Origin of the sequence: Streptomyces litchfieldiae (assembly GCF_031845365.1) — a bacterium.
Taxonomy (GTDB): domain Bacteria; phylum Actinomycetota; class Actinomycetes; order Streptomycetales; family Streptomycetaceae; genus Streptomyces; species Streptomyces litchfieldiae.
Genome location: NZ_JAVREL010000022.1, coordinates 34348 through 55923, shown reverse-complemented (window position 1 = coordinate 55923; position 21576 = coordinate 34348). Strand labels below are relative to the sequence as shown.

Here is a 21576-nt window from a genome sequence, read left to right as displayed (position 1 = left end):
CGGTGATCTCGGCCCTCCCCGCACCGCACAAGGAGCACCCCACCGTGTCCGACAGACCCACCGCGGATCTCGCCGCCGAACTGCTCGACCTCGCCCTGGAGGCGGCCGGCCGGGCCGGGCGGCTGCTGCGCGAGGGCCGCCCCGCCGACCTGGGCGTCGCGGCCACCAAGTCCAGCCCCATCGACATCGTCACCGAGATGGACGTGGCCGCCGAGAAGCTGATCACCGGCTTCCTGTCCGAGCGCCGTCCGGAGGACGGGTTCCTGGGCGAGGAGGGCGGCACCAGCGACGGCACCAGCGGCGTGCGCTGGATCATCGACCCGCTGGACGGCACGGTCAACTACCTGTACGGCCTGCCCCAGTGGGCGGTCTCCATCGCCGCCGAGGCCGACGGCGAGGTGGTGGCCGGCGTGGTGGCCGTGCCGATGCGCGGCGAGACCTACCGCGCGGTGCTGGGCGGCGGCGCCCACCGGCTGACCGAGGGCGGTGCCGTCGAGCCGTTGCACACCCGGCCGTCGCCGCCGCTGGACCAGGCGCTGATCGGCACCGGCTTCAACTACGTGGCCACCACGCGCACCGCGCAGGCCGCCGTCGCCCTGCGGCTGATCCCGCGGGTGCGCGACATCCGCCGTTCCGGCTCCGCGGCCATCGACCTGTGCGACGTGGCCGGCGGCCGGCTGGACGGCTTCTACGAGCGCGGGCTGCACCCCTGGGACCTGGCCGCCGGGGACCTCATCGCCCGCGAGGCCGGCGCCCTGACCGGCGGCCGGGTGGGGCAGCGCCCGGACGGCGACCTCGCGGTCGTCGCGACGCCGGGCGTGTTCGCCGAGCTCCAGCCGCTGCTGGACGAGCTGGGGGCCTGGCACGACTGACCCGGGCCGCGCCGCCACCGGGCGGCAACGACAAGGCGCCTCCGGGAGATCCCGGAGGCGCCTTCGGCGAAGCGTCGGACAGCCCTAGCCGACGTGAACGCCGTGCTCCGCTGCCAGGCGGCGCAGGTCGTCCAGCTCGGCCTGCTCCACATCCATCGTGAACACATCTCCGGCCTCACGAGCGCGGTGCAGATCGGACTCGGTGTTCTCGATTCGCTGAAGGATTCCAGCGGTGAACGCGTCCAAGGTGCGCCCCCTCGTCTTCGATCGGCGGCACTGGGGGGTGCCGGGGTGGGTGCGGCCACAGCGGGCCCCTCGAACCGGTCGGCAGCGCAGGGGATGGCTTACCGCCTTCAAGGGGGTGGTCGCGGGGTGTGTGGGGCTACTCCCCGGCGATCCGGGGGCGGAAACCTGACCGCAACAGAAAAATCGGGGGTCCTCTCCCGCTCCGCCACTTACCGCTCGTTTACCGGGGGTCGGTGCAGGATGGAGCGGGGGCGGCCGGCCGCCCCCGCCAAGCCTCCCCATGAGAGAAGGACAGATCGTGCGCGTACTCGTCGTCGAGGACGAGCAGTTGCTCGCGGACGCGGTGGCCACCGGGCTGCGCCGCCAGGCCATGGCCGTTGACGTCGTGTACGACGGAGAGGCCGCCATCGAGCGCGTCGACATCAACGACTACGACGTGGTGGTCCTCGACCGCGACCTGCCGCTGCTGCACGGGGACGACGTCTGCCGCCACATCGTCGAGCTGGGCCGGGCGACGCGGGTCCTGATGCTCACGGCGTCCGGGGACGTCAGCGACCGCGTCGAGGGCCTGGAGATCGGCGCGGACGACTACCTGCCCAAGCCGTTCGCCTTCAGCGAGCTGATCGCCCGCGTGCGGGCCCTGGGCCGCCGGGCCACCGCGCCCCTGCCGCCCGTGCTGGAGCGGTCCGGCATCACCCTCGACCCCAACCGCCGCGAGGTGCACCGGGACGGCAGGCAGGTGCAGCTCGCCCCCAAGGAGTTCGCCGTGCTCGAGGTGCTGATGCGCAGCGCGGGCGTCGTCGTCTCGGCGGAGCAGTTGCTGGAGAAGGCCTGGGACGAGAACACCGACCCGTTCACCAACGTCGTGCGGGTCACCGTGATGACCCTCCGCCGCAAGCTGGGCGACCCGCCCGTGATCACCACGGTGCCGGGCGCCGGGTACCGGATCTGAGCCCATGGCCGCTTCCCCGCCCGCCACCCCGCCGATGCCGTCGGCCCCGCCCAAGCCGCAGTGGGACCCGCAGGAGCCGGAGCAGCAGCTCAGTTGGCTGCGGCCCACCATCCGGATCAGGCTGACCCTGCTGTACGGCGGGATGTTCCTGATCGCCGGCGTGATCCTGCTGACGATCATCTATCTGCTGGCCGCCCGCGCCCTGGAGCGCGGCACCGCGCTGCCCTTCGAGTTCGTCGTCCCCAACAGCAATCCCGTGCAGATCTCCTCGCCCGTGTGCCCGGGCCCGTCCGCCCCGCAGGACTTCGGGGAGTGGTTCGAGGGCTGCACGGACCGCCAGCGCGCCAAGGCCCTGGACCAGTTGCTGCGCAGCTCCCTGCTGGCGCTCCTCGGGCTGGCCGTGACGGCCTTCGCCTTCGGCTATGTGATGGCCGGCCGGGTGCTGTCCCCGCTGGGCCGCATCACCCGCACCGCCCGCCGGGTGGCCGGTTCCGATCTGCACCGGCGGATCGAGCTGGACGGCCCGGACGACGAGCTGAAGGAGCTGGCGGACACCTTCGACGAGATGCTCGACCGGCTGGACCGGGCGTTCACCGCGCAGCAGCGCTTCGTGGCCAACGCCTCGCACGAGCTGCGCACACCCCTCGCGATCAACCGGACGCTGCTGGAGGTCCAGCTCTCCGACCCCGAGGCGCCGCCCGAGGTCATCCAGCTCGGCAACACCCTGCTGGCCACCAACGAGCGCAGCGAGCAGCTCGTGGAGGGCCTGCTGCTGCTCGCCCGCAGCGAGAACGAGCTCGTGGACCGCAAGCCGGTGGACCTGGCCGAGGTCGCCGGGCAGGCGATCGAGCAGGTCCGCGGCGAGGCCCGCGGCCGGAGCGTGGAGCTTCGCGGCGAACGGCCCCCGGTGACGGTCCTGGGCAACGGCGTGCTGCTGGAGCGGGTCGCGCTGAACCTGGTGCAGAACGCCGTCCGGTACAACCTTCCGGAGGGCGGCTGGGTCCGGGTGGACACCGAGGCCGGGCCCGGGCGGGCGGTGCTCGTGGTGGAGAATACGGGGCCGGTGGTGCCCGCCTACGAGGTCGATAATATGTTCGAGCCTTTTCGGCGGCTGCGCACCCAGCGGACGGGCAGCGACAAGGGGGTCGGCCTCGGCCTGTCCATCGTCCGCTCGGTCGCGCGCGCCCATGGCGGCTATGTGCAGGCCGAGCCGCGCGAGAGCGGCGGGCTCATCATGCGCGTGTCCATTCCGGTCTGAGGCCGGTCTGAGAGCCCGTCGCGGCGGGAAAGAAGGAGATGTGATCAATCACATACGGGTGCCGCCGAAAGGTGGGCACTCAGCGGTCGCTTCAGGCGTTTTGGCCCGTTAGCGGCCCGATCGGCAGCCGGAATGATCACCTCTTCAGGCGTTCGGTTGGGTGTCGATTGAGTAACACCACTTGATGTGAGGCAAAATCTCCGCCTCGGGTCGGGCACAAAGTCCGACCCCCCGCGCGTTACGTGCGCTGGAGATACCACAGACACCCGGAGGGGGAGAACGAAATGGCAACCGACTACGACACTCCACGCAAGACCGACGATGATGTCAACGAGGACAGCATCGAAGAGCTCAAGGCCCGGCGGAACGACAAGTCGGCATCCACGGTCGACGTGGACGAGTTCGAGCAGGCGGAGGGGCTGGAGCTGCCCGGCGCGGACCTCTCCAACGAGGAGTTGTCCGTCCGGGTGCTGCCCCGACAGGCCGACGAGTTCACCTGCATGAGCTGCTTCCTGGTGCACCACCGTTCGCAGCTCGCCTCGGAGAAGGACGGCCAGCCCATCTGCCGCGACTGCGCGGCGTGAGGCGACCGCCCGGACCCGGCTATGCCACGTCCGGGCGGGCCGCAGCCAGCGCCGCGGCCAGACGGTCGGGCCGACGGGTCGACAGGTAGAGGTAGGGCGTCGGGTCGTCCGGATCGCTGACCTCGACCCGCACCGCCGTCGGGATATAGGCGCGGAGCAGCATATGAGCCCGGGCATCCGCTCGATGAGTGCGCCAGGCGCGCGCCTCGTCGGCGTCGAGAGCCCGGGCCTCGCCCAGGGCCGAGACCGGGATCCTGGCCTGGCCGGCGATCAGCGAGCCGGCCACCACCCGGATCCTGGCCGAGCCGTAGGCACTCAGGCCCGCCCCGGCGAGCGCGCCCCCCACGGCGAGCCCGCCGAGCAGTGCCACCGGCCCCAGCGGCACCAGCGCGATGCCGAGCAGCAGGACCCCCAGCAGTGCCATCAGCCACCAGCTCCGGGGAACGGTCAGTCGCTCGTCGTACGGCTTCATGGCCCAAGCATCGCAGGCTCGCCTCCCGCGCCCTCCGGCGGCGGTAGGGTCTGCACCGTGAGTGCCCCCCTGACCCCAGCCCCGGTGGACGTGCTGATCCGGCGGATCGATCCGGCGGTCCCCATTCCGTCCCGGGCACACCCCGGCGACGCCGGCGTCGACCTGGTGACGACCGAGGCGGCCGAGCTGGCGCCCGGCGAGCGAGCTGTCCTGCCCACCGGCGTTTCGATCGCCCTGCCCGATGGGTACGCCGCGTTCGTGCACCCGCGCTCCGGGCTCGCCGCCCGCTGCGGGGTGGCCATGGTGAACGCGCCGGGCACCATCGACGCCGGGTACCGTGGAGAGATCAAGGTCATCGTGATCAACCTGGACCCGCGGGAGACCGTACGGTTCCAGCCATTCGACCGGATCGCCCAGCTCGTTGTCCAGCGGGTGGAGACGGTGCGGTTTCACGAGGTCGCGGAGTTGCCGGGATCCGCGCGGGCCTCGGGGGGTTTCGGCTCCACGGGCGGCCATGCCGGCACCGACAACCCCTATGCTGCGGTCGGTCCCGGCGGGACTGCCGACCGGAAAGGACAATGACGTGTTCGGACGTCGTCGCAAGCGGAACGAGGAGCCCGAGGACGCGGTAGAGGCCACCGCGGAGGAGGGGACTCCGGAGGACGAGGACGAGCTGCGCCGGGTGAAGCTGGAGCCCGCGCCCCGGCCCGACGGGCCCTGGGACGTGAGCGAGGTCGGCAACCCGGCCGAGGGCCGGGTCGACCTCGGCGGTCTCTTCGTCCCGGGCGTGCAGGGCATGGAGCTGCGCGTGGAGGTCGCGGGGGACGCGATCGTCGCCGCCACCGTGGTCGTCAAGGACAGCGCCGTGCAGCTCCAGGCGTTCGCCGCGCCCAAGCGGGAGGGGATCTGGGGCGAGGTCCGCGAGGAGATCGCCGCCGGCATCACGCAGCAGGGCGGCGTGATCGACGAGATCGAGGGCCCGCTCGGCTGGGAGCTGCGCGCGCGGGTGCCGGTGCAGCTTCCCGACGGCAAGCGGGGCATGCAGGTGGTCCGCTTCGTGGGCGTGGACGGCCCGCGGTGGTTCCTGCGCGGTGTGATCTCCGGCCAGGGCGCGGTCCAGCCGCAGGCCGCCGGCCTGCTGGAGCAGATCGTCCGGGACACCGTCGTGGTGCGCGGCGACGCTCCCATGGCGCCCCGCGACCCGATCGTCCTCAAGCTCCCCCAGGACGCCCAGATGGTGCCCGACGGGGTCAAGCAGGAGAAGGCCGCCGACGACGGCACGACCGTCTCCCGCTTCGCCGGCGGCCTGGACAAGCTCCGCCGCGGACCGGAGATCTCCGAGGTCCGCTGACGCCGTTCGCCCCGGCACACCCCGCCCCCGGCGGCGGGGTGTGTCACCGGCCGGGCGGCCGGGTACTCGACGGCCTCCACCATCCGGGAGGCCGCCATGGGCAGAGGACGGCACGCGCGGACCGGCACCGAGCCGATCACCGCCTACAGCGCGCTGCGGCTGCGGCTGCTGCTGTCCGGGATCTTCCTGCCGTTCTTCCTGATCGTCGCCGTGCTGCTGGCCGTCTGGTGGACCGGCAGTGACGCGAACGACTCCCCGAGCTCCGGCGAACTGGCCGCGTTGACGCTGGCCTGCGCCGTGCTCGCCCTGATCGCGGCCATCGACATCCTCGTGGTCCTGCGCCGCCGCCGCTCCGGCCGCGGCTCCGGACAGCAGCCCTAGGGCCTGTATCGAGTTCCCGCCCGGGCCCGCGACGCCAGTCACGGCACCTCGCCGCTCCCCCAGACTCCGTCTGGGAGGTGCCCCCAGCCGAATCGCGCGAATACGGCCGGGTATGAGCTGCGATCCGGTGCCTTGCTGGGGGTACCTCCCAGGCCCCCAAGGGCCTGGGGGGCACCGCGTCTGACGCCGCGGGCTGATCCGACCGGGAACTCGATACAGGCCCTAGACAGAGGCGCGTCAGCGCGCCGTCAAGCGTGGGGCGTGCCGTATCAGGGCGTCGTCAACGAACGCCGCGGCGCGTCCGGCCGGGGGTTCCCTGAAGGGGTCAGCAACACCGACCCTTTTCGCTCAGGAGTTCCCGATGGCCGATGTGGTCTTCGTCCTGGTCACCGTCGCGGGCTTCGCGCTGGTGGCCCTCGTCGCCCAAGGGGTGACGAAGCTGTGACCGCGGAGAATATCGCCGGACTGTGCGTGGCCGCGGCCCTGCTCGGCTACCTGGTCCTCGCCCTTCTCCTCCCCGAGAAGTTCTGAGCGCGCCGATGAACCGACACGTCGCGGACGTGCTCCAGGTGTCCGCCCTGATCGTGGCGCTGGTGCTCGTGCACCGCCCCCTCGGCGACTACATGGCCGCCGTCTACTCCTCGAAGAAGCACCTGCGCGCCGAGCGCTGGATCTACCGCGCCATCGGCGCCGACCCCGACGCCGAGATGCGCTGGCCCGCCTATCTGCGGGCCGTGCTCGCCTTCTCGGTGGTGGGCGTGCTGTTCCTGTACGCGTTCCAGCGGGTCCAGAACCACCTGCCGCTCTCCCTCGGCTTCGACCCGATCCCGCCGGACCAGGCGTTCAACACGGCCGTCTCGTTCGTGTCGAACACCAACTGGCAGTCCTACTCCGGCGAGGCGGCCATGGGCCACCTCGTGCAGGCGGGCGGCCTGGCGGTGCAGAACTTCCTGTCCGCCGCCGTCGGCATGGCCGTCGCCATCGCGCTGGTGCGCGGCTTCACCCGCTTCCGCACCGGCGAGCTCGGCAACTTCTGGGCCGACCTGGTGCGCGGCACCGTCCGCATCCTGCTGCCGATCGCCGTGCTGGCCGCGATCGCCCTGGTGGCCCTCGGCGCCATCCAGAACTTCTCCGGCACCCAGGAGATCCAGACCCTCACCGGCGCAGGCCAGCACATCACCGGCGGCCCGGTCGCCTCCCAGGAGGCCATCAAGAACCTGGGCACCAACGGCGGCGGCTTCTACAACGCCAACTCCTCCCACCCCTTCGAGAACCCGGACGGCATCAGCAACCTGCTGGAGATCTTCCTGCTGCTGGTCATCCCGTTCTCCCTGCCGCGCACCTTCGGCAAGCTCGTCGGCAGCGTCAAGCAGGGCTACGCCATCGTGGCCGCGATGGGCGTGATCTGGCTGGCCGGCGTCATCGCCGTCACGGTCGTCGAGCACCAGGCCCCCGGCACCGCCTCGCAGCTCGCGGGCGGCTCGATGGAGGGCAAGGAGCAACGGTTCGGCGAGGGGGGATCCTCCCTCTTCGCCGTCTCCACGACCATGACCTCCACCGGCTCGGTCAACTCCTTCCACGACTCCTTCCAGGGCCTGTCCGGCGGCGTGCTGATCTTCGGCATGGTGCTGGGCGAGGTGGCGCCCGGCGGCGTCGGCTCCGGCCTCTACGGCATGCTGATCATGGCCGTGATCGCGGTCTTCATCTCCGGCCTGATGGTCGGCCGCACGCCCGAGTACCTGGGCAAGAAGCTGGGCCCCCGCGAGATCAAGCTCGCCGCCTGCGCCATCCTCATCACCCCCGCGCTGGTGCTGGCCGGCACCGCGCTCGCCATGGCGCTGCCGGACGGCGAGGAGGCGATGACCAACGTCGGGCCGCACGGCTTCTCCGAGGTCCTGTACGCCTACGCCTCCGCGTCCAACAACAACGGCAGCGCGTTCGCCGGATTCGGGGCCAACACCGAGTTCTTCAACACCACGCTCGGCATCTGCATGCTGCTGGGCCGGTTCCTGCCGATGGTGTTCGTCCTCGCCCTGGCCGGCTCGCTCGCCGAGCAGCAGCGCGTTCCCGTCACCGCGGGCACGCTGCGCACCCACAAGCCCCTGTTCGCCGGGATGCTCGTGGCCAGCACCGTCGTCGTCGCGGGGCTGACGTTCTTCCCGGCGCTCTCCCTCGGCCCGCTCGCGGAAGGACTCGCGGCATGACCACCTCAACTCCGCTACGCCCCGGCGCGGAGCCGCGCGCTCCGCGGCCACACAGCCCGGCGGCCAGGGGCCGGGTCGCCCATGGCGTGTTCGATCCCCGCCTGATGTGGGCGTCGATGCCGCAGGCCCTGCGCAAGTTCGACCCGCGGCTGATGGTCAAGTCGCCGGTGATGTTCGTCGTCGAGATCGGCTCGGTGGTCACCACCGTGCTGGCCGTCACCGACCCCGGCGACTGGTTCGGCTGGACGATCGCCGCCTGGCTGTGGCTGACCGTCCTGTTCGCCAACCTCGCCGAGGCCGTCGCCGAGGGCCGCGGCCGGGCCCAGGCCGACTCGTTGCGCAAGGCGCGCACCGACACCGTCGCGCGCCGGCTGACCGGCGCGGGCGAGGAACGCGTGCCCGGCACGGCGCTGCGCGTCGGCGACCGGGTCGTCTGCGAGGCCGGGGACGTCATACCCGGCGACGGAGACGTCGTCGAGGGCGTCGCCTCCGTCGACGAGTCCGCCATCACCGGCGAGTCCGCCCCCGTGATCCGCGAGTCCGGCGGCGACCGCTCCGCCGTCACGGGCGGCACCCGGGTGCTGTCCGACCGGATCGTCGTGCGCATCACCACCGCGCCCGGCGAGACGTTTCTGGACCGCATGATCTCCCTGGTGGAGGGCGCGGCCCGGCAGAAGACGCCCAACGAGATCGCGCTCAACATCCTGCTCGCGAGCCTGACCATCGTCTTCCTGCTGGCCGTCGTCACCGTCCAGCCGTTCGCCGCCCACGCGGGCGCCGAGCAGTCGCTGGTGGTGCTCAGCGCGCTGCTGGTCTGCCTCATCCCCACCACCATCGGGGCGCTGCTGTCCGCCATCGGCATCGCCGGGATGGACCGGCTGGTCCAGCGCAACGTGCTGGCAACCTCCGGCCGCGCGGTGGAGGCCGCGGGCGACGTGTCCACCCTGCTCCTCGACAAGACCGGCACCATTACCCACGGCAACCGGCAGGCCGCCGAGTTCCTGCCCGCCGCCGGGGTGTCCGAGGCGTCGCTGGCCGAGGCGGCGCAACTGTCCTCGCTGGCCGACGAGACGCCCGAGGGCCGTTCCATCGTGGCCCTGGCCACCGGCCGGCACGGCCGGCCGGCCCGGGACCGCGACGAGGTGCCCGGCGCGACGTGGGTGCCGTTCACCGCCCAGACCCGCATGTCCGGCGTGGACAGCGGCGGGCTGCGCGTCCGCAAGGGCGCCGTCGGCGCGGTCACCGGCTGGGTCGCCGAGCTGGGCGGCACCGTTCCCACCGCGATCCTCGGCACCGTCGAGGCCATCAGCGGCGGGGGCGGCACCCCGCTGCTGGTCGCCGAGGAACGGGACGGCACCGCCCGGGTGCTGGGCGCCATCCACCTCAAGGACGTCGTGAAGGACGGGATCCGGGAGCGGTTCGCCGAACTGCGCCGGATGGGCATCAAGACGATCATGATCACCGGCGACAACGCCCTGACCGCCAAGGCCATCGCCGAGGAGGCCGGCGTCGACGACTACCTCGCCGAGGCCACCCCCGAGGACAAGATGGCCCTCATCAAGCGGGAACAGGCGGGCGGCCGGCTGGTCGCCATGACGGGCGACGGCACCAACGACGCGCCCGCCCTGGCCCAGGCCGACGTCGGCGTGGCCATGAACACCGGCACCTCGGCCGCCAAGGAGGCCGGGAACATGGTGGACCTGGACTCCGACCCGACCAAGCTGATCGACATCGTGCGGATCGGCAAGCAGTTGCTGATCACCCGCGGCGCGCTGACCACGTTCTCCATCGCCAACGACATCGCGAAGTACTTCGCGATCATCCCGGCGATGTTCGCGGTCGCGTATCCGAGCCTGGACGACCTCAACATCATGCGCCTGTCCTCGCCCGAGTCCGCGATCCTCTCGGCGGTGATCTTCAACGCGCTGATCATCGTCGCCCTGGTGCCGCTCGCCCTGCGCGGCGTGGCCTACCGGCCGCTGGGCGCCGACCGGATGCTCCGGCGCAACCTCGGCCTGTTCGGCGTCGGCGGCCTCATCGCCCCGTTCATCGGCATCAAGGCCATCGACCTGATCCTGTCCCTCATCCCCGGCATTGGGTGATCCGTCATGTCCTTCAACCCCCGCACGATGGCCCGGCCCCTGTGGGCCGCGCTCCGGGCGCTGCTCGTCCTCACCGTGGTCACCGGCGTCGCCTACCCGCTGGTGATCACCGGGGTCGCCCAGGCCGCGTTCGACGACCGGGCCGGCGGCTCGATGGTGTCGGCCGACGGCCGGGAGGTCGGGTCGGAGCTGATCGGCCAGACCTGGAACGACGCGCACGGCGACCCGGACCCGCACTGGTTCCAGCCGCGCCCGTCCAACAGCGGGTACGACCCGCTGGCCACCGGCTCCAGCCAGCTCGGCGCCAGCGACCCCACCCTGCTGGAAACGGTCCGGGAGACCCGCGAGGCGGTCGCCGCGTTCAACGGGGTGGCGCCCGAGGACGTGCCGCCCGACGCGGTCACCGGGTCCTCCTCGGCCATCGACCCGCACATCTCGCCCGCGTACGCCGATATCCAGGTGGCGCGCGTCGCCGAGGAGAACGGCCTGCCGCAGGACGCGGTGCGCCGGCTCGTCGAGGACCACACCGAGGGCCGCGACCTGGGCTTCCTCGGTCAGGAGCGGGTCAACGTCCTGCTGCTCAACCTGGCGCTGCGCGAGCTGACGGCGGGCTGAGCCCGGTCACCCGCAGGGGCGCACGCCCACGATGCGGGAGATGAGGAAGTCCTCGCGGTGCCCGGTCTGTTCGCACCAGGCGTACAGATCGGGCGCGTCCAGCTCGATGTCCCGGATGGTGCGCGGGCGGCGCTCGCCGCCCGCGCCCAGGTATTCGATCGCCACCCGGCCGCCGCCGTCGATCGCCCCGGCCAGCAGCCGGATCTGGGGGAGCGGCAGCTTCCCGGCCTTCTCGGCCAGGATGCGCTCGCTCTCGGTGCTGTCGGCCGCCAGCCGGGCGGCGAGGCGCTCCAGATCGGGCGGCGAGCCGCCCCCGGCGGCCGGCCGGCGCGGCGCGGGCAGCGGCCGGGCGCGGGACCGCTCCTGGCGCTCGACGCGGACCGTGCCGTCGGCCGCCGCCGCGACCGGGGCGTAGCCCTCGGCGCGCAGCGCGGACAGCGTCTCGCCCACCGGGATGCGCCCGACGAGCACGGTCGGCGCCAGCCGGCGCAGGCCGAGCCCGGCCAGCCTGCGGTGGTGGAGCACCTCCGTGAGCAGCGCCGGCTCGGTCGCGTGGATCACGCAGGGCGTCGCGACCACCTTCAGCCGGCCGTGCGTGCGCGCGGCGTCGCTGATCAGGTACGTCAGCGGCTGGGGGAGCGGCCCGTCGGTCACGCCCGCCAGCCCCGTCCGGATCGCGTCCGCGGTCCGGCCCGCGTCCAGGGCGCGGCGGATGCTCTCCGCGGTGAACCGCCACACCGAGGCCGTGCCCCGCGACTCGCGCTCGGCGACCGCGTCCAGCAGCCGCTCCAGCCGGGCCGAGGGCGCGCCGGTGACCACCGCCGTCAGATCGCCGCCGATCCGGGCCCGTTCCGTGGCGGCCGGCAGCAGGCGGCGCGCGGCCTCCTCCAGCACCGCCGCGTCGCCGGTGCGCAGCGCGGCGCCCAGCGGGGACAGCGCGCCCCGGGCCAGCACCCCGAGCCGCCCGGCCTCGCGCAGCAGCGTGCCGAACGGCGGGCTGTCCTCGTCCAGTTCCGCGGCCATCGGCCGGTGCCAGGCCACCACCGCGGCGAGGTCCTCCGGCCGCCGGACGCCCTGCCCCGCCGGCAGCTTCGCCGCGGCGGCCAGCAGCGCGCGGCGGGCCGCCAGCCGGTCGTTGCGCGGCGGTCCCTCACCCAGCGCCGGCAGCACCCGGCCCTCCCGGTCCCGGCCGCGCGAGGGGGTGTCCGGCAGCGTCCACCACGCCCGCAGCAGCGCGGCGGTGCGCGGCGCCGGATCCTGCTCCGTCCAGTCGTCGTAGGCGGCCGTCACCACGAACCGCTCCCCGTCGCGGACCAGCAGCCCCGCCGCGTGCGCGCAGCCCAGCACCAGCCGCGCCGCCTCCTCCTCGCACCCCGCGGTCCGCCCGAGCCGGGTCAGCTCCCGGGCGCCCACGCCGCCGCCCTTCAGCCGGCCGGGCGGCACCGCGGCGCAGGCCGCCAGCACCGCCGCGGCCACCCCGGCGAACGAGTACGCCGCCGCCGCGGCCTCCCGGTCCACCGCCTCCGCCGCGGCCGGTGCCGTCGCGGGGACCGGCGGCACCGGCGTGAACGGCGCCCGCCAGCCCGGGCCGCGCAGCGCGAGCGCCACCTCCGCCGGCATCTGCGGCGGCCCGTAGCCGAAGCGGGCGCGGACCAGCAGCCCCCGGTCGAGCGCCCACCGCAGGCCGGGCCGGGACGACGGCGGGCGCTCGGCCGGCACCTCGCGGCTGTAGCGGTCCAGCAGCTCGCGGGCCGCCGCCGGAGCCGAGGCGGCCAGCGCCGCCACCCGGTCCGGGTCGCGGTGGTGCCGCAGCAGCACGGCCAGCCGCCGGTGCCTGCCGTCCTGCGCCGGCTGGTCCAGATGCGCCAGGATCGACAGCAGCTCGTCGCTCGTCTTCTCGGACAGCAGATCCGCCAGCCCGCGCCCCAGCCCCAGCGGCGCCTGCCAGTTCCGGCGCAGCGGCTCGCACGTGTGCAGCAGCCCGGCCTCGTCCGGCCACACCAGCGCGTACCGCGTCAGCTCGGCCAGCGCCGCGTCCAGCCCCGGCCCGGCGTGCCCCAGCAGCCCGCCCAGCCGCTCGCGCGGCACGCCGTCGCCCAGCGCGGTGAGCGCGGCGATCGCCTCGGCCGCCTGGAAACAGCGCAGCGGCAGCCGGCTCAGGGCCCGCGCCACCGACTGCCGCTCGCCCAGCCGCTCGGCCAGGTCGTCCAGATGGCGCGGCCCCGGCGCCCGGGCCACATCGGGCCGGGCCACCAGGACGTCGCGCAGCCGCGGCACGGACAGCCGGCGCAGCCAGGCGGTCAGCGGGAAGGCGGCTCGCGGGGAGGGGGATGATTCGCTCACTGGAGTCACCTCACCTGTGCGACGGCCCGGGGACAGTGAGTCACCGTACCGGCCGCGACCCGGCGCCAGGGGAGGATCGCGGACAAAGCCAACACCGGGCAACACCCCGGAAAACCCATTTCATACGAGACCCTGACGGGCGCGGGAAGCCCGCTCGCGGAGCGTTTCACCGGAGCGGGACGAGAATGGAGTCATGGCACGACGAGGCAAACTGCGGATCTACCTGGGAGCGGCTCCCGGCGTGGGCAAGACCTACGCCATGCTCTCGGAGGCCCACCGGCGGGCGGAGCGCGGCACCGACATCGTCGTCGCCCTCGTCGAGCACCACGAGCGCCCCCGCACCCAGGTCCTGCTGCACGGCCTGGAGCTCGTGCCGCGCCGCGAGATCCGCTACCGCGACAGCGTCTTCACCGAGATGGACACCGACGCGGTGCTGCGCCGCGGCCCCAAGGTCGCCCTGGTCGACGAGCTGGCCCACACCAACGTGCCCGGCTCCCGCAACGCGAAGCGCTGGCAGGACATCGAGGAGCTGCTGGACGCCGGCATCGACGTCATCTCCACGGTCAACATCCAGCACCTGGAGTCCCTGGGCGACGTGGTGGAGTCCATCACCGGCGTCCGCCAGCGCGAGACCGTGCCCGACGAGACCGTCCGCCGCGCCGACCAGATCGAGCTGGTCGACATGGCCCCCGAGGCGCTGCGCCGCCGCATGGCCCACGGCAACATCTACGCCCCCGACAAGGTCGACGCGGCCCTCTCCCACTACTTCCGCCCGGGCAACCTCACCGCCCTGCGCGAGCTGGCCCTGCTGTGGACCGCCGACCGCGTCGACGCCTATCTGCGGCAGTACCGAAGCGACCACGGCATACAGTCCACCTGGCACGCCCGCGAGCGGATCGTCGTCGGTCTCACCGGCGGCCCCGAGGGCAGCACCCTGATACGCCGCGCCGCCCGCATGGCGGCCAAGGGCTCGGGCGGCGAGATCCTCGCCGTCTACATAGCCAGGGCCGACGGCCTGACCTCCGCCTCCCCCCGCGAGCTGGCCGCCCAGCGCACGCTGGTCGAGCAGCTCGGCGGCACGTTCCACCACGTGATCGGCGACGACGTCCCCGCCGCGCTGCTCGACTTCGCCCGCGGCGTCAACGCCAGCCAGATCGTGCTCGGCTCCAGCCGCCGCAAGACCTGGCAGTACATCTTCGGCCCCGGCGTCGGCGCCACCGTCGCCCGCGAGTCCGGCTCCGACATCGACGTGCACATCGTCACCCACGACGAGGTGGCCAAGGGCCGCGGCCTGCCCGTCGCGCGCGGCGCCCGGCTCGGCCGTTCCCGCATTGTCAGCGGCTGGATCATCGGACTGGCCGGCCCGCTCCTGCTGACCTGGGCGCTGTCCGCGCCCTCGCCCGGCGCCGAGTTCGCCAGCGATGTGCTGCTCTTCCTCTCGGTCACCGTGCTCGCCGCCCTGACCGGCGGCCTGTGGCCGGGACTGGTCTCCGCGACCGTCGGCTCCGTGCTGCTCAACTACTACTTCGCCCGGCCCACCCACCAGTGGACGATCGCCGAGGGCCACAACATCGTGGCCATCGCGGTGTTCTTCGCGATCGCCGTCGCCACCGCCACCGTGGTCGACCGCTCCGCCCGCCGCACCCAGCAGGCCGCCCGGCTGCGCGCCGAGTCGGAGACGCTGACCCTGCTCGCGGGCAGCGTGCTGCGCGGCGACGACACCCTGGGCGCCCTGCTGGAACGGGCCCGGGAGACGTTCGGCATGGAGACCGCGGCGCTCCTGGTGCGCGACCTCGACCGGCGCAAGTGGAGCTGCGTCGGCAGCGTCTCCGTCAAGGACGCCGGCCGCGAGGTGAACGCGCCCGAGGACGCCGACGTGGACGTGCCCATCGGCGACCACACCATGCTGGCGCTGTCCGGCCGGGTGCTGCCCGCCGAGGACCGGCGGGTGCTCTCCGCCTTCGCCGCCCACGCCGCCGCCATCCTGGACCGCCAGCGGCTGAAGGACGAGGCGGGCCGCGCCCACAAGCTGGCCGAGGGCAACCGCATCCGCACCGCCCTGCTCGCCGCCGTCTCGCACGACCTGCGCACCCCGCTGGCCGCCATCAAGGCCAGCGTCTCCAGCCTGCGGTCGGACGACGTGGCCTGGTCGGAGGAGGACGAGGCGGACCTGCTGGAGAGCATCGAGCAGGGCGCCGACCGCCTCGACCAGCTCGTCGGCAACCTGCTGGACATGTCCCGCCTCCAGACCGGGACCGTCGAGCCGCTGATCCGCGAGATCGACCTCGACGAGGTGGTGCCCGGGGCGCTGGGCGGCCTCGCCGACATGAGCGTGGTCGAGCTGGACATCCCCGAGTCGCTGCCGTTCGCCGCCGCCGACCCCGGCCTGCTGGAGCGCAGCGTCGCGAACATCGTGGAGAACGCCGCGAAGTACAGCCCGCCGGACAAGCCCGTCCTGGTCCGGGCCAGCGCGCTCGGCGGCCGGGTCGAGCTGCGCGTCGTGGACCGCGGCCCCGGCGTCCCCGACAGCGACAAGGACCGCATCTTCGAGCCCTTCCAGCGCTACGGCGACACCCCCCGGGGCAACGGCGTCGGCCTCGGCCTGGCCGTCGCCCGCGGCTTCGCCGAGGCGATGGGCGGCACGCTCGACGCCGAGGACACGCCCGGCGGCGGGCTGACGATGGTGCTCACCCTTCCCACGGCACAGCAGCCGGGACAGACGGAACGAGAGGCGACCCATGCACAGGGTGCTCGTAGTTGACGACGAGCCGCAGATACTCCGGGCTCTGGTGATCAACCTCAAGGCCCGCAAGTACGAGGTGGACACCGCGCCGGACGGCGCGTCCGCGCTGCGCCTGGCCGCGGACCGGCACCCCGATGTGATCATCCTGGACCTCGGGCTGCCCGACATGGACGGCGTGCAGGTCATCACCGGCATCCGGGGCTGGACCCGGGTGCCGATCATCGTGCTCTCCGCCCGGCACACCTCCGACGAGAAGGTCGAGGCGCTGGACGCGGGCGCCGACGACTACGTCACCAAGCCGTTCGGCATGGACGAGCTGCTGGCCCGGCTGCGCGCCGCGGTGCGCCGCGCCGAGCCCGGCCCGCCCGGCGAGGACGCCGTGGTGGAGACCCCCGGCTTCACCATCGACCTGGCCGCCCGCAAGGTCCACCGCGACGGCCGCGACGTGCGGCTCACCCCCACCGAGTGGCACCTGCTGGAGGTGCTGATCCGCAACACCGGCCGCCTGGTCAGCCAGAAGCAGCTCCTCCAGGAGGTCTGGGGCCCGGCCTACGGCACCGAGACGAACTACCTCCGCGTGTACATGGCCCAGCTCCGGCGCAAGCTGGAGGCCGAGCCGTCCGCGCCCCGGCACCTGATCACCGAGCCGGGCATGGGCTACCGCTTCGAACGCTGACCGATGAGCCGGTCACGTTACGCTGAAGGCATGACTGCGGAAGGCGGTGGCTGGCTGCGGCGGTTGCTGAAGCGCCCCGAGGCCGGCGACGCCGAGGATCTGACGCCCGCGGCGGAGCCGCCCGACGTCGGCTGCACGCGCATTCGCGACTGCGCCGAGGGCCCGGCGGGCCGCCGCGTGGTGCGGGTGACGGGTACGCTGCGCACCGTGACCGAACGGACCGTGGCCGGCATGCCCGCCCTGCACGCGGAGCTGGACGACGGCTCCGCCTCGCTGGAGGTGGTCTGGCTGGGCAGGCGCGCCATCGCCGGGGTGGAACCGGGCCGTTCGCTGATCGCCTCGGGGCGGATCGCGGTGACACGTGGCCGCCCGGTGCTGTTCAATCCCCGATACCAGCTTCAACCCCGGGAACAGGAGTAGCCGAGTGAACGCACCCGAGCGGGTTCCGGACGAGGTGGACGAGGCGGCGACGCGGGCTGCGTTCTTCGAGGCGTTCGGAGGCGTGCGCGGCATGGTGGAGACCACCGTGCCCGGGCTCGTCTTCGTCCTGAGCTACACCATCAACCGGAGCATCAACGTCTCGGCCGTCGCCGCCCTCAGCCTCTCCGCCGTGCTGGCCGCGGCCCGGCTGATCCAGCGCGACACCGCCAAGCACGCCTTCGGGGGAGTGTTCGGCGTGGCGTTCGGCGCCGTCTTCGCGATGATGTCCGGCGACGCGAAGAACTTCTACCTGCCCGGCATGCTCTACACCCTGGGCCTCGGCGTGGCCTACGTGGTCACCTCGCTGGCCGGCGTTCCGCTGCTGGGGCTGATCCTCGGCCCGGTCTTCCGGGAGAACCTGTCCTGGCGCACCCGCAACCCCAAGCGCAAGATCGCGTACACCAAGGCCAGTTACGTCTGGGGCGCGATCCTGCTCGGCAAGTCCGCGATCACCTTCCCCATCTACTTCTGGGGCGACGCCACCCAGCTCGGCTGGCTGCGGGTGGCGCTCGGCATCCCGCCGTTCCTGCTCGCCGTGTACCTGACCTGGATCATCCTGGTGAAGGCCCCCGCCCCGATCGACGTGATCGCCGAGTGGGAGGCCCGGGAGAAGGCCGAGGCGGAGGCGAAGGAAGCCGCCGAGGCCGTCCAGGCCAAGGGCGCGGCGGAGGCGGCCGAGGCCCCGCCCGGCGCGGCCGGGACCGACGCGGAGCGGACCGGGCCGCCCCGGTAACGCGCCGGCGCCGTCAGCTTCCGGCGTTCCCGCGCGGCGACAGCAGCTCCTCCAACTGCGCCTCCCGCGCGGTCGACGCGACGAAGAGCAGCTCGTCGCCCGCGGCCAGCGCGTCGTCCGGGTCCGGGATCAGCACCCGGGTGCCGCGGATGATCGTGACCAGCGCCGTGTCCTGCGGCCAGGCGACCTCGCCCACGCGCGTGCCCACCAGCGCGGCGCCCTCGGGGAGGGTCAGCTCGACCAGGTTGGCCTCGCCCTGGCTGAAGCGCATGAGCCGCACCAGGTCGCCGATGCTCACGGCCTCCTCGACCAGCGCGGACATCAGGCGCGGCGTGGACACCGCGACATCGACGCCCCACGCGTCGTTGAACAGCCATTCGTTCTTGGGGTGGTTGACCCGGGCGACCACCCGCGGCACGCCGTACTCGGTCTTCGCCAGCAGCGACACCACCAGGTTGACCTTGTCGTCACCGCTGGCCGCGATCACCACCTGGCAGCGCTCCAGCGCGGCCTCGTCCAGGGTGGTGATCTCGCAGGCGTCGGCCAGCAGCCACTCGGCCTCCGGCACCCGCTCCACGGAGACGGCCTGCGGCGACTTGTCGATGAGCAGCACCTCGTGCCCGTTCTCCAGCAGCTCCGCCGCCACCGAACGGCCCACCGCGCCGGCCCCCGCGATCACCACTCGCATGCGGTGCCTCCCTTGTCCGCTTCGACGCCCGCGCGGCGGGGGCACGCGCCGCTCACGCCTCCTCCGGTCCGAGCAGGCACGCGGCCTCGACCTCGGCCACGCGGTCGCTGTACATCATCACGTGCACCAGGTCGCCTTCCTGGAGCACGGTCCCCGCCGTCGGCAGCATCGGCTCGCCCATGCGCGTCAGGAACGCGACGCGCACCCCCGTGCGCTCCTGGAAGGCGCTCACCCGATGGCCCACCCAGGCCGCGGTGACATGCACCTCCGAAAGCTGCACCCCGCCGCTCGGGTCCCGCCACAGCGGCTCGGCGCCCGCGGGCAGCAGCCGGCGCAGCATCTGATCGGCGGTCCACCGGACGGTGGCCACCGTCGGGATGCCGAAGCGCTCGTACACCTCCGCGCGCCGCGAGTCGTAGATGCGCGCCGTCACGTTCTCCACGCCGAACACCTCGCGGGCCACCCGCGCGGCGATGATGTTGGAGTTGTCCCCGCTGCTGACGGCGGCGAAGGCCCCGGCGTCGTGCAGGCCTGCCTCGCTCAACGTGTCCCGGTCGAAGCCGAGCCCGGTCACCCGGCGCCCGCCGAAGCGCGAGCCCAGCCGGCGGAAGGCGGTCGGATCGCGGTCGATGACCGCCACCGAATGGCCCCGTTCCTCCAGGTTCTGCGCCAGGGTCGCGCCGACCCGGCCGCAGCCCATGATCACGATGTGCATAGGTCTCCTTCAGTGCGGACAACGCTACCGGTCACCCCTCGCGCTGTCCGGCGCAGGGGGGCGGGCGGACGTACCGTGAGCCCATGGACCGCACCAAGCGGCTGATCCTCGGCCGTGCCCTGCGCAGCGACGCGCTCAGGGAAACGCTGCTGTACAAACGCATCGCGCTGCCCGTCTTCGCCTCCGACCCGCTGTCCTCGGTGGCGTACGCCCCGGGCGAGGTGCTGCTCATCCTGTCCATCGCCGGTGTGTCGGCCTATCACCACAGCGCCTGGATCACGGGCGCGATCATCCTCCTCATGGTCACCGTCGTCGCCTCCTACCGGCAGACGGTGCACGCCTACCCGAACGGCGGCGGCGCCTACGCGGTGGCGTCCAGCAACTTCGGCCGCCGGGCCGGCCTGACCGTCGGCGGCGCGCTGCTGGTCGACTACGTGCTCACCGTCGCGGTGTCCGTCTCGGCCGGGGTGGACAACCTCGGCTCCGCGGTGGCCTTCGTGGAGGACAACGAGGTGCTGTGCGCGCTCGCCGTCATCGCGCTGCTCATGCTGATGAACCTGCGCGGGGTGAAGGAGTCCGGCACCCTCTTCGCCATCCCCACCTACGCGTTCGTCTTCGCGGTGCTCGCCACCGTCGCCTGGGGGGCGTTCAAGGCGCTCGTCCTGGGCGACACGATGCGCGCCGAGACCGCCGGCTACGAGATCGTGGCCGAGCAGACGAACCTGTCCGCGTTCGCCATGGGGTTTCTCCTGCTGCGCGCCTTCTCCTCCGGCTGCGCCGCGCTCACCGGTGTGGAGGCCATCAGCAACGGGGTGCCCGCCTTCCGCGAGCCCAAGGGGCGCAACGCCGCCGGCACCCTGGCGATCATGGGCACGCTCGCGGCCACGATGTTCCTCGGCGTGATGACCCTGGCCCTGCACACCGACGTGCGGATGGCCGAGGACCCGGCGCGGGACCTGCTGATCAACGGCGAGCCGGCCGGCAGCGGCTACCACCAGGACCCGGTCATCGCCCAGGTCGGCGAGGCCGTGCTGGGCAGCGGGTCGGTGCCGTTCTTCTTCCTGGCCGCCGCCACCGCCCTGGTCCTCTTCCTGGCCGCCAACACCGCCTACAACGGCTTCCCGGTGCTGGGTTCGATCCTCGCCCAGGACCGCTATCTGCCCCGCCAGCTCCACACGCGAGGCGACCGGCTCGCGTTCAGCAACGGCATCGCCTTCCTCACCGTGCTCGCCGCCCTGCTGGTGGTCGCGTTCAAGGCCAACGTCAACCAGCTCATCCAGCTCTACATCGTGGGCGTCTTCGTCTCCTTCACCTTCAGCCAGAGCGGCATGGTCCGGCACTGGAACCGCCTGCTGGCCGGCGAGCGGGACCGCGCCGCCCGCGCCCGCATGCACCGCGCCCGCGCGCTCAACGGCTTCGGCGCCGCGCTGTGCGCGCTGGTGCTCGTCATCGTGCTGATCACCAAGTTCAGCCACGGCGCCTGGGTGTCGCTGGTGGGCATGGCCGGCTTCTACGCGGTGATGACGGGGATCCGGCGGCACTACGACCGCGTCGCCGCCGAGCTGGCGCTGGACATCCCCGAGGAGCGCCTGAGCATGCGGCCCTCCCAGGTGCACGCCGTGGTGCTGGTCTCCAAGATCCACAAGCCCACGCTGCGCGCCCTCGCCTACGCCAAGCTGCTGCGCGCCGACAGCCTGGTGGCGGTCACCATCGCCATCGACCCCGACGAGGCGCGGCGGCTGAAGACCGAGTGGCGGCACCGCCACATCGACGTGCCGCTGAAGGTCCTGGAGGCGCCCTACCGGGAGATCACCCACCCGTTCGTCGCCTTTGTGAAGGAGCTGCGGCGGGCCCACCCCGACGACGTGGTGAGCGTGGTCATCCCGGAGTATGTGGTCGGCCACTGGTACGAGGCCCTGCTGCACAACCAGAGCGCGCTGCGCCTCAAGGCCCGGCTGCTGCTCACCCCGGGCGTGACCGTGACCTCCGTGCCCTGGCAGCTCGACTCCGCCGAGGCCGCCCGGGAACGCGCCCGCCGCCGGCACGAGCTGCGGGCCCCCGGCGCCGTCCGGCGTGGCGCGGGCCACTGGATCCACCGGTCGTAGAGTAGGTCCTGTCCGGTCGGTCTTGTCGGATCAGCCCGCGGCGTCAGACGCGGTGC

The 21576-nt window shown here is 73.0% G+C and carries 21 protein-coding genes; 16 read left to right on the top strand and 5 right to left on the bottom strand.

The features are described from left to right. Window positions 1-44: 44 nt before the first annotated feature. Entirely contained in the window at window positions 45-872 is an 828-nt protein-coding gene (locus tag RM590_RS29110) for an inositol monophosphatase family protein (RefSeq protein WP_311707736.1), read from the top strand. Window positions 873-956: 84 nt separating this feature from the next. On the opposite strand, the gene RM590_RS29105 is transcribed toward RM590_RS29110, so the two are convergent. Further along, a complete protein-coding gene (locus RM590_RS29105) occupies window positions 957-1118 on the bottom strand; it encodes a hypothetical protein (RefSeq protein WP_311707735.1) in 162 nt (53 codons plus the stop codon). 298 nt (window positions 1119-1416) lie between these two features. Here RM590_RS29105 and RM590_RS29100 point away from each other — a divergent pair, with 298 nt between their 5' ends. The 3 genes from RM590_RS29100 (at window position 1417) to RM590_RS29090 (ending at window position 3912) form a co-directional block, all read left to right on the top strand. Further along, entirely contained in the window at window positions 1417-2070 is a 654-nt protein-coding gene (locus tag RM590_RS29100; RefSeq protein ID WP_311707776.1) for a response regulator transcription factor, read from the top strand. A 4-nt stretch (window positions 2071-2074) separates the two neighbouring features. After that, window positions 2075-3328, top strand: coding sequence for a sensor histidine kinase (locus tag RM590_RS29095; protein WP_311707734.1), 1254 nt, complete (start codon window positions 2075-2077; stop codon window positions 3326-3328). A gap of 284 nt (window positions 3329-3612) precedes the next feature. Then, window positions 3613-3912: a DUF4193 domain-containing protein gene (locus tag RM590_RS29090; protein ID WP_049571160.1), complete on the top strand. Its 300-nt coding sequence runs from the start codon at window positions 3613-3615 to the stop codon at window positions 3910-3912. Between the two features lie 19 nt (window positions 3913-3931). Here the strand turns inward: RM590_RS29090 and RM590_RS29085 are convergent, their stop codons facing one another. Further along, window positions 3932-4384 (bottom strand): DUF3093 domain-containing protein, encoded by a 453-nt coding sequence (locus tag RM590_RS29085; RefSeq protein ID WP_311707733.1) that lies wholly within the window; start codon window positions 4382-4384, stop codon window positions 3932-3934. 69 nt (window positions 4385-4453) lie between these two features. Between RM590_RS29085 and dut the strand changes: the two genes are divergently transcribed. The 7 genes from dut to kdpC all read left to right on the top strand — a co-directional run bounded on the left by dut (window position 4454) and on the right by kdpC (window position 11037). After that, complete coding sequence (gene dut, locus RM590_RS29080) at window positions 4454-4966, top strand: dUTP diphosphatase (protein WP_311707775.1); 513 nt, start codon at window positions 4454-4456, stop codon at window positions 4964-4966. A 1-nt stretch (window position 4967) separates the two neighbouring features. After that, entirely contained in the window at window positions 4968-5735 is a 768-nt protein-coding gene (locus RM590_RS29075) for a DUF3710 domain-containing protein (protein WP_311707732.1), read from the top strand. A 96-nt stretch (window positions 5736-5831) separates the two neighbouring features. After that, the gene (locus tag RM590_RS29070; protein WP_311707731.1) at window positions 5832-6116 is read left to right on the top strand and encodes a DUF6343 family protein; all 285 of its coding nucleotides are present in this window, start codon (window positions 5832-5834) and stop codon (window positions 6114-6116) included. A 441-nt stretch (window positions 6117-6557) separates the two neighbouring features. Further along, a complete protein-coding gene (gene kdpF, locus RM590_RS29065; protein ID WP_311707730.1) occupies window positions 6558-6647 on the top strand; it encodes a K(+)-transporting ATPase subunit F in 90 nt (29 codons plus the stop codon). Window positions 6648-6655: 8 nt separating this feature from the next. Continuing rightward, a complete protein-coding gene (gene kdpA / locus RM590_RS29060) occupies window positions 6656-8320 on the top strand; it encodes a potassium-transporting ATPase subunit KdpA (protein ID WP_311707729.1) in 1665 nt (554 codons plus the stop codon). Next, complete coding sequence (gene kdpB, locus RM590_RS29055; protein ID WP_311707728.1) at window positions 8317-10422, top strand: potassium-transporting ATPase subunit KdpB; 2106 nt, start codon at window positions 8317-8319, stop codon at window positions 10420-10422. Before kdpA ends, kdpB begins: the two co-directional genes overlap by 4 nt. A 6-nt stretch (window positions 10423-10428) precedes the next feature. After that, complete coding sequence (kdpC, locus tag RM590_RS29050; protein ID WP_311707727.1) at window positions 10429-11037, top strand: potassium-transporting ATPase subunit KdpC; 609 nt, start codon at window positions 10429-10431, stop codon at window positions 11035-11037. 6 nt (window positions 11038-11043) lie between these two features. Here kdpC and RM590_RS29045 read toward each other — a convergent pair whose 3' ends face one another. Then, window positions 11044-13380, bottom strand: a complete 2337-nt coding sequence (locus RM590_RS29045) for a helicase-associated domain-containing protein (protein WP_311707726.1) — start codon at window positions 13378-13380, stop codon at window positions 11044-11046. Window positions 13381-13573: 193 nt separating this feature from the next. Here RM590_RS29045 and RM590_RS29040 point away from each other — a divergent pair, with 193 nt between their 5' ends. The 4 genes from RM590_RS29040 to RM590_RS29025 are packed head-to-tail and all read left to right on the top strand — an operon-like array spanning window position 13574 to window position 18012. Next, window positions 13574-16141 carry a sensor histidine kinase KdpD gene (locus RM590_RS29040; protein ID WP_311707725.1) on the top strand — a complete coding sequence of 856 codons (2568 nt, stop codon included), beginning with the start codon at window positions 13574-13576 and terminating at the stop codon, window positions 16139-16141. Then, entirely contained in the window at window positions 16119-16799 is a 681-nt protein-coding gene (locus RM590_RS29035; protein ID WP_311707724.1) for a response regulator, read from the top strand. Before RM590_RS29040 ends, RM590_RS29035 begins: the two co-directional genes overlap by 23 nt. A 30-nt stretch (window positions 16800-16829) precedes the next feature. Further along, window positions 16830-17219 carry an OB-fold nucleic acid binding domain-containing protein gene (locus tag RM590_RS29030; protein ID WP_311707723.1) on the top strand — a complete coding sequence of 130 codons (390 nt, stop codon included), beginning with the start codon at window positions 16830-16832 and terminating at the stop codon, window positions 17217-17219. A 4-nt stretch (window positions 17220-17223) separates the two neighbouring features. Next, the gene (locus RM590_RS29025) at window positions 17224-18012 is read left to right on the top strand and encodes a DUF3159 domain-containing protein (RefSeq protein ID WP_311707722.1); all 789 of its coding nucleotides are present in this window, start codon (window positions 17224-17226) and stop codon (window positions 18010-18012) included. A gap of 13 nt (window positions 18013-18025) precedes the next feature. On the opposite strand, the gene RM590_RS29020 is transcribed toward RM590_RS29025, so the two are convergent. Beyond that, a complete protein-coding gene (locus RM590_RS29020) occupies window positions 18026-18700 on the bottom strand; it encodes a potassium channel family protein (RefSeq protein WP_311707721.1) in 675 nt (224 codons plus the stop codon). Window positions 18701-18752: 52 nt separating this feature from the next. After that, the gene (locus RM590_RS29015) at window positions 18753-19415 is read right to left on the bottom strand and encodes a potassium channel family protein (RefSeq protein WP_311707720.1); all 663 of its coding nucleotides are present in this window, start codon (window positions 19413-19415) and stop codon (window positions 18753-18755) included. Window positions 19416-19498: 83 nt separating this feature from the next. On the opposite strand from RM590_RS29015, the gene RM590_RS29010 reads away from it, so the two are divergent. Next, on the top strand, window positions 19499-21520 hold the full coding sequence (locus RM590_RS29010) for an APC family permease (RefSeq protein ID WP_311707719.1): 2022 nt from the start codon (window positions 19499-19501) through the stop codon (window positions 21518-21520). The last annotated feature ends 56 nt before the right edge of the window (window positions 21521-21576 follow it).